This is a genomic window from Archangium sp. (assembly GCF_036388035.1).
GTDB lineage: Bacteria > Myxococcota > Myxococcia > Myxococcales > Myxococcaceae > Archangium.
The window spans coordinates 1-8,005 of record NZ_DASVSO010000145.1 but is presented as its reverse complement, the minus strand read 5'-3'; the positions used below and the strand labels follow the sequence as shown (position 1 = coordinate 8,005).

Annotated in this window: 3 protein-coding genes; all 3 read right to left on the bottom strand. The window is 68.9% G+C overall.

Going from position 1 to position 8,005, the window contains the following annotated elements:
- Window positions 1–52: 52 nt before the first annotated feature.
- Entirely contained in the window at window positions 53–2,101 is a 2,049-nt protein-coding gene (locus VF697_RS06375; RefSeq protein WP_331092596.1) for a hypothetical protein, read from the bottom strand.
- Between the two features lie 3 nt (window positions 2,102–2,104).
- The gene (locus tag VF697_RS06370) at window positions 2,105–6,241 is read right to left on the bottom strand and encodes a M4 family metallopeptidase (RefSeq protein ID WP_331092595.1); all 4,137 of its coding nucleotides are present in this window, start codon (window positions 6,239–6,241) and stop codon (window positions 2,105–2,107) included.
- A 464-nt stretch (window positions 6,242–6,705) separates the two neighbouring features.
- Window positions 6,706–8,005, bottom strand: a 1,300-nt coding sequence (locus tag VF697_RS06365) for a hybrid sensor histidine kinase/response regulator (RefSeq protein ID WP_331092594.1), incomplete at its 5' end; no start/stop codon positions are given.

Genomic DNA, 8,005 nt, shown 5'->3' with positions numbered 1-8,005 from the left:
AACGGCGGCCCCAAGAAGGAGGCCGCCGTTCGAACTGCTTCAGCGTGAGGGCTTACTCGAGGGTCAGCGTCCCCACGGCGACGTTGATGGTGTTCAGCGCGCCGCTGCCCGACAGCACGTGCGCCTTGGCGACGTTGAACGCGACCGGGCCCTTGCCGACCGTGGGGCCCAGGCGGGTCAGATCCATCGCCACCGTGAGCAGGGACCGGTCGAGCGCCACCGCGGGGGCGGACTCGCCCTTCTGGAACACGCCGACGCTCAGGGTGGTGGCCTTGACGGCGCTCCTGAAGAGCTGAGGACCGCTCCCCAGATCGAACGCGTGGTTGAGCGCGTACTCGGAGTCGCCGGAGGCCAGCTTCGCCCAGGGCGCGCGGGTGTCGGTCGTGATGGCCAGGTCCACGCCGCGGCCGAACCCGTCCACCGGCCCCACGAGGTCCAGCACGAGGCGGGCCTCGGTGGACAGCGCGGGGTTCTTCACGAGGCGCCAGGGGGCGGTGCTCGGCGGGTCGGTGTAGGTGAAGCCCTTGGTGGCGGTGGGCACCGTGATGGTGGCGGTGCCCGTACTCGTCGGATCCGCCGCGCTGGTGGCGATCACCGTGAAGCGGCCAGCGGCCGCGGGGGCGGTGTAGACGCCGTCGGAGGTGACGGTGCCGCGGCCCGCGCCGCCGCCCACGCTCCAGGTCACCGCCGTGCTGGCGGTGGTGCCCGTCACCGTGGCGGTGAACGCGTGCGTGGCGCCCGAGTCGAGCGTCAGGGTCGCGGGCGAGAGGGTGACCACCACGTTGCGGACGGTGATGGTGGCGGTGCCCTTCTTGCTCGGATCCGTCACGCTGGTGGCCACCACGGAGTAGGTGCCCGCGCGGAAGGGCGCCGTGTAGACGCCTGCGTTGGTGACGGTGCCGTTGGTGGCGCCACCCGTCACGGCCCAGGTGACCGCGTTGCTGGCGGTGCCCGTGAGGCCCGTGACGTTCGCCGTCAGGGTGACGGTGGCGCCCTGGTCCAGGGTCGGCTTCTGCGGGTCGGGCGTCACCACGATCGCCGTCACCTTCACCGTGGTGGTGGCCTTCTTCGTCGGGTCGGCCACGCTGGTGGCGGTGACGTTGAAGTCACCGGCCGCGGCGGGGGCCGTGTAGACGCCCTCGGGGGTGATGGTGCCCTTGCTGTTGGTGGCGTCATTGGCGTCGATGGACCAGGTCACCGCCTTGTTCCCGGCGATGCCCGTCACCGTGGCGGAGAGGTTCATCTTGCCCGTGGTGTGGAGGGTCGGGCTGGCCTGCTCGATGGCCACGACCACGGGGTTCACGGTGACGGTGGTCGAGCTCTTCTTGCTCGGGTCCGCCACGCTGGTGGCCACCACGGTGTAGGTGCCCGGCTTGTGGGGCGCCGTGTAGACACCGGCGCTGGTGACGATGCCGTTGGCGTCGCCGCCCTCGACCGCCCAGGTCACCGCCTGGAGGGAAGTGCCCATGACGTCCACGCCGAGGGCGAGGCTGGCCCCCTGATCGAGCGTCATCGTCTCGGACTTCACCTTCACCTCCACCGCGCCCACCTTCACCTGGGTGGTGGCCTTCTTGGTGGGGTCGGCCACGCTGGTGGCCACGACGGTGTAGGTGCCCGACGTGGTGGGGGCCGTATACACGCCCTCGGGGGTGATGGTGCCGTTGGCCGCGTCGCCCTCCACGCTCCAGGTCACCGCCGTGCTGGCGGTGGTGCCCGTCACCGTGGCGGAGAAGATCAGGCTGCCGGTGGTGTGCAGGAGCGGCTCACCCGGCAGGACGGTCACGAGCAGGGGGCGCACGATGAGCAGGGTGCTGCCCTTCTTGGTGGGGTCGGCCACGCTGGTGGCCACGACGGAGTAGGTGCCCGGCGTGGAGGGGGCCGTGTACGCGCCCTGGGGGGTGATGGTGCCGTTGGCGTCGCCCCCCTCCACCGCCCAGGTCACCGCCGTGTTGTCGTTACCCGTCACGGTCGAGGTGAGCTCCACCACGGCGCCCTGGTCCACCGTGGTCGCCGCCGGCGTCACGGTGACGACGACCGCGTCGCCGCAGGCGATGAGCGTTCCGAGCAGCAGCGGAACAATGAGTTTGGTCAAGGTTTTCATGGGTTACCGTCCGAACTGGCTGACGAAGAGGGTGACGTCGTTGTTGTCCACGAAGCTGTCGGCGTCGAGGTCGGCGGCCAGGGGCGCTGCCTCGCTCGACTTGCGGCCATATGCCTGAGCGAGCAGGCCCATGTCCGCACCGTCCACCACCTCGTCGCCGTTGAGGTCGCCGGTGTAGACGATGACCGTGGCCTTGATGTTCGTGCTCTTGTTCGCGTTGCTGGTGGCGATGACCTGGCAGACACCGGCCTTGTTACCGGCCGTGTAGAGGCCGTCGCGGTTGACGCTGCCGCAGGTGGTCGAGCCAGCCGCGGACCAGCTCACCGAGGTGTCCTTCGCGTTCTCCACGCTCACGGTGAAGCTCTTTGTGTCGCCCCGGGCCATCACCACCCGTGCCGGCGAGAGGGTGAGGAAGGGGAGCGAGACCTCGATGAAGGTCTCTCCCTTGCCGGAGTTGCCATAGGCGTCGTAGGCCACCGCCGTCACGGTGTGCTCACCCTTGGTCAGCAGGGCGGACGTGTAGGTGACCTCGTACGGCGAGCGGTTGGCCTGGCCCACGAACGCGCCGTCCACGAAGAACTCCACATGGGTGACGCCCGTGTTGTCGCTGGCGGCGGCCTTGAGCGTGAAGAGCTCGAACAAGTTGCTCGCCGTGGCGCTGACGGAGGGAGCCGTCACGTCGTTCACCGTGGAGTTACGGATGTCGAAGTCCACCGTCTGACTGGCCTCGTTGTTCGCGCTGTCCACCGCCTTGACCAGCAGCGTGTGGGGACCATTGCTCAGCTTGGACGCGTCGAACGGAATCCGGTAGCTGCCGCTGGGGTCGGTGCGCGTGCCCGCGGGGGCGCCATCCACGAAGAACTCCAGGCGCTTCGTCCAGATGTTGTCGCTCACGCTGGCGTTGAGCTGGATCGTCCCGTGGGAGCCATCGACGGACGCGGTGAGGGTGGGCGCCCGCGTGTCCGGGGTGCTCGTCGAGGTCAGCGTCACGTCATCGAGGAACAACTGCGTGACCTCGTCGTCCACCGTCGGCTCCTCCAACAGGTCGGCCTCGAACGAGAGCTGGATCGTCTGTCCCTTGTAGGCGCTCAGGTCGAAGCGGTGCTCGAAGTACTTGCCGCCGGTGTCATCCAGGTTCGAGAACGACTTCAGCGTCTTCAGCTCCGCGCCGTTGGAGTCCCGCACCTTCGCGAGGAGGGTGTGGTGCGGCAGACCATCGGCGAACGCACCGCTGTAGAGGCGCAGCCAGAAGCTGTAGATGGCCGAGGTGCTGTCCGCGGGGATGGTGACGGTCTGGTGCAGCTCCGACCTGGTGGGCCCCGGGTTGGTATAGATGATGAAGAACGTGTTGCCCGAGTGGGCGAAGGGATTGCTCGGAGTGAGGGCGTAGAAGCCGAGCGACGTGGAGAGGCTCGTGGTGAACGGCCAGGCGGCCCTGCCCGCAGCGCTCGTGTCCTCGAAGCTCGAGTTGACCACGAGCTGCTTGCGCTTGACGTCGACGAAGAACGACACCGGGGCCGAGCTGGCCGCGTTGCCGGCCGCGTCCACCGCGCGGGCCACCAGGGTGTGCGCGCCGTTGGTCAGCGACGAGACATTCAGGAGCGTGGCGAACGACGTGAACGTGGTGCCCAGGGACTTGCCGTCCAGGAGGAACTCGACGCCACCGACGAAGCCGTTGTCCGACACGTTCGCGAAGAGGCCCACCTTGGTGCCGGTGTCGACGACCTGGGCCGTGACGAACGGAGCCTCGGTGTCGGCCGTCTCGATGAAGCGCAGCGAGAAGTCGTCCAGCTTGAAGTTGGAGGCCCGCGAGGCGTTCTCGCTGCCCTCCAGGTAGATGCGGATGGTCTGACCGGCGTAGGCGCTGAGGTCGAAGCTGCGCTGCACCCAGCCGAGGTTGGCGTCCAGGTTGGACCAGGTGGCGAGCGTCTCCAGCAGCTCACCCGAGGTGGAGCGCACCTGCACCACGAGGATGTCGTTGGCGACGGTGTCCGTCTCCTCGGTGGTGAGGTTGAGGTAGAAGCTCAGCGAGGTGCGGGCGGCGGAGGCCGGGATGGTGACGTCCTGGTACAGGTTGTCCCGGCTGACGCTGCCGTAGCCGTTGAGCCACACGTAGCCCTGGCCCGTGCGAGCCCCCTTGCTGACGGGGAAGTTGATGTTGCCGCGGGGATTCGCCTCCCAGCCCTCGCCACCCAGCTCGAAGCCCGGATCCATCAGGAGCTGCTCGAAGCTGTTGGACACGTTGAAGTCGAGGGGGTCCGACTGGGCCACGTTGCCGGCCACGTCGTAGGCCACCACCACCAACTGGTGCTTCCCGTTGTCGAGCGTGGAGACCTCGAGCGGCACCATGAAGGGCTGCGAGGTGTCCTTGCCCTGGAGGGCGCCGTCGACGAAGAACTCCACGCGCGCGACGCCCACGTTGTCCGTGGCCGTCGCGTTCAACTCGAGCACGGGAGCGCGGCCCGAGACGCTGGCGATGACCTTGGGGGCCTCGCGGTCGTCATAGGTGCCGGCGGTGAAGCCCACGTTGATGGCGGCGAAGGCGTTCTCCACCGCGCGGTACTCGGCGGACTGGGTGCCGAAGAGATCCGCCGCGGACTGGAGGCTGGCCGTGCGGGCCGCCAGGTAGTTGGCCGACGAGTACAGGTAGGTGGTGATGGCGCGGTACCAGATGGCCGCCGCCTTGTCGTTGCCGATGCCGTCCATGCCGCCGGGCAGGTACTTGCTGGAGTAGTGGTTCGCCGGCGCCATGGGCTTGGCGCCCTGGGACAGGAAGTAGAAGGCGCGGTTCATCGGGCCACTGCTGTGGTGGACGTCGATGTTCTCGATGCCGGGGAACCAGGCATCCGCGCTCACGCCATCGAGGCTCGGCTTGAACATGACGCGCAGCGCGCTGTAGGGGTTCAGGTCCTCACCGATGAACCAGTTGCCCTTGTCTCCACCGCCGATGGTGTCGCCCCGGCCGTTGCGCACCCAGAACTCCGTCATGGTGCCGAAGATGTCGGAGCTGGCCTCGTTCAACCCGCCGGGCTCACCGGCGTAGATGAGGTCGGCCGTCTGGGACGTGATGCCGTGGCCCAGCTCGTGGGCCGACACGTCGAGCGCGGCCATGGACTTCATGGCGTAGGGATTGGTCTTGGCGTTGAAGGCGCCATCGCCGTAGCTCATGCAGAAGCAGCCGTCGCTCCAGAAGGCGTTCTGGTAGTTGTTGTTGACGTGCACCCGGTTGTAGGTGGGCGTCCCCTCGCCATCGATGCCCCAACGACCGTGGATCCTCTCGAAGTAGTCCCACGTCGCCAGCAGGCCATAGTGGGCGTCCACGGCGGCCGTCTGGCCGTTGGCGCTGAGCGTGTTCGCCCCAGGCACGTAGTCCTTGTTGTCACCCCAGGTGTTGTCGGCGTCGGTGTAGAGGGTGAGCGTGGCCGGCTCGCCCAGATCCACCTTGGCGTGGTTCACGTCATACGTGCGCAGGCCAGCGCCGTCGGTGCGGGTCGTGTCACGCAGCTCGTAGACGCCGCTGGCGTTCTTCCAGACGTTGAGCTGCACGTTGCCGTTGTGCTGCGAGAGGCCCGTGCCAATGGCCGCCGTGGTCTCCAGGGAGTTCCACTTCTTGAGCACCGCGCCCGACTCGGCGTCGAGGATGAAGTCCGTGTGGACGATGCCGTCCTGCGGGTTGTCCAGCTCGGTGTGGACGTGCCAGGCGAGCCGATAGTCCACCACCTCCTGCGTGAAGTCCGCCGCGTTCTGCTTCGCGAAGGGCTTCTCCGGAGCCAGGTTCTCCCGCTGCGTCTCCGGGTAGATGATGAGCTCCGCCGTCGGCTCGCCGCCCAGCAGGGCGCCGCGCGAGGAGAGCTCGAGGCTCGCCAGCGCGATCGCGTTGCCCGCGTCCACCAGGGGGCGGGTGGACACGCGGATGCCCTTGCGCACCCCTTCCACCGTCGTGGGCAGGTTCAACCCGGTGGAGTCCAGGTGGGTGATGGCCATGGCGCCCCACACCGGCACGCCCTGGTGGAGCTGCTGGAAGCGGGCATGGGTCTGGCCGAAGCGATCCGTCTGCATGCCGGACAGCTGGAAGTCATCCCGGTCGTTCAACCCGAGGCTGGACTTCTGAGCGCGCAGGCTCGCGAGGGACGCGCTCACGCGCGACGGCTCCTTCGCACGGAGCTGGACGAGCCTGGTCTGGGACAGGGGGGTGAGCTTCTCACCCGCCAGGGACGGACCCGCCAGGAGAGAGGCGAGGAGCAGGGGCCAACGTGGCCACGTCTGAGACATGGATGACTCCACCGGACTACGTCTAGGGAGATTCCTGGTCGTCCGGCACCCGGTTCGGGAATGCCATCGCCAGGGAGGGGGACTCACTCCGCTGGTGCTTGAACCGTCCGACCGCCGACCTTCAGGGCACTTGCCCCTGGACTTTTCGCCGCCAGCGCAGCGGCCGCGGACTATACACAATTGTAAATTCCCTGAGGAACCGCCCGGACCCCGAGGTCGCCTGCTCGGCCACGAAAAACCGTAGCAAGACCCGGAAACCAATCAGGTCGTGTCAGTTCATGCACGAGTTCCTGCTTTTCACCCGCGGGAGAAGGGGCGCGGAGGCCCCTCCGTCACCGGGGAGCGAAGCGATTGACCTGGTTGGCGATGGCCATCACCAGCTCCGCTGGCTCCACGGGCTTGGGCACGTGGACCTGGAAGCCGGCGACCAGCGCGCGCGTCCTGTCCTCCAGCCGGGTGAAGGCGGTGAGGGCGGCGGCGGGCACCTGGCCGCCCTGCTCCCGGCGCAGGGCGCGCACCCGACGGATGAGCGCGTAGCCGTCCTCGCCCGGCATGCCGATGTCCGACACGAGCATGTCCGGAGGCTCGCGCATCAGACACTCGAAGGCCTCGGCCGCGCTGGCGGCGACCGTCACCCGCGCCCCGCGCTCCTCCAGCACCACGCGGAGCAGCTCGCGGGTGTTGACCTCGTCGTCCACCACCAGCACGTGCACGCCCGAGAGGTCTGGCAGCTCCTCGGGCAGCGGCGTCACCCGGAGCGCCGGAGTGGCTCGCGAGGAGCCGGCGCCCGTGACACGCGTCCCGGCCAGCGGCAGCCGCACGGTGAAGCGGGCCCCGCGGCCCTCGCCCTCGCTGTGGGCGTGGACGGTGCCGCCGTGCAGCTCCACCAGGTGGCGCACGATGGCCAGCCCCAGCCCCAGGCCCCCGTAGCGGCGCGTGGCGCTGCCGTCCGCCTGCCGGAAGCGCTCGAAGACGTGGGGGAGGAAGGCGGGGGCGATGCCCTGGCCCGAGTCCACCACCTCCAGCTCCACGAGCGACTCCACGCGCCGCAGCCGCACCGTCACCCGGCCGCCCTGGGGCGTGAACTTGATGGCGTTGGTGAGGAGGTTCCACGCCACCTGCTGCAGCCGGTTGGCGTCTCCCTGCACGGCGCTCGCTCCGCTCTCCAGCTCCGGCTCGATGAGGATGTCCCGGGCCGCCGCCGCCGGGCGCACCGCTTCCAGCGCGGCCTCCACCACGGGCAGCAGCTCCACCGGCTGCACCTCCAGGCGCATCCTCCCGGCGACGACGCGCGAGATGTCCAGCAGGTCATCGACGATCTGCGCCTGGGCCTTCGCGCTGCGCTCCACCGTCTCCAGGGCGCGCGCCTGCTTCTCCGCGCAGAGCGTGCTGGTGCGCAGGATGTGGGACCAGCCGAGGATGGCCGTGAGCGGGGTGCGCAGCTCGTGCGAGACAGTGGCGAGGAACTCGTCCTTGGCGCGGTTGGCCTCCTCGGCGCGGTCGCGCTCCTGGCGCGCCATCTCGAAGAGCTGGGCGTGCTCCACCGAGATGGCGATCCGGTGGGCCAGCTCCTCGGCCACCCGGAGGTCGTCGGCGTCGTAGGCGCGGTAGCCCTCGCCCGCCGACAGGGAG

Coding starts and splice junctions, on each gene's coding strand:
- VF697_RS06375 (WP_331092596.1), bottom strand. CDS start 2,101: ATGAAAACCTTGACCAAACTCATTGTTCCGCTGCTGCTCGGAACGCTC.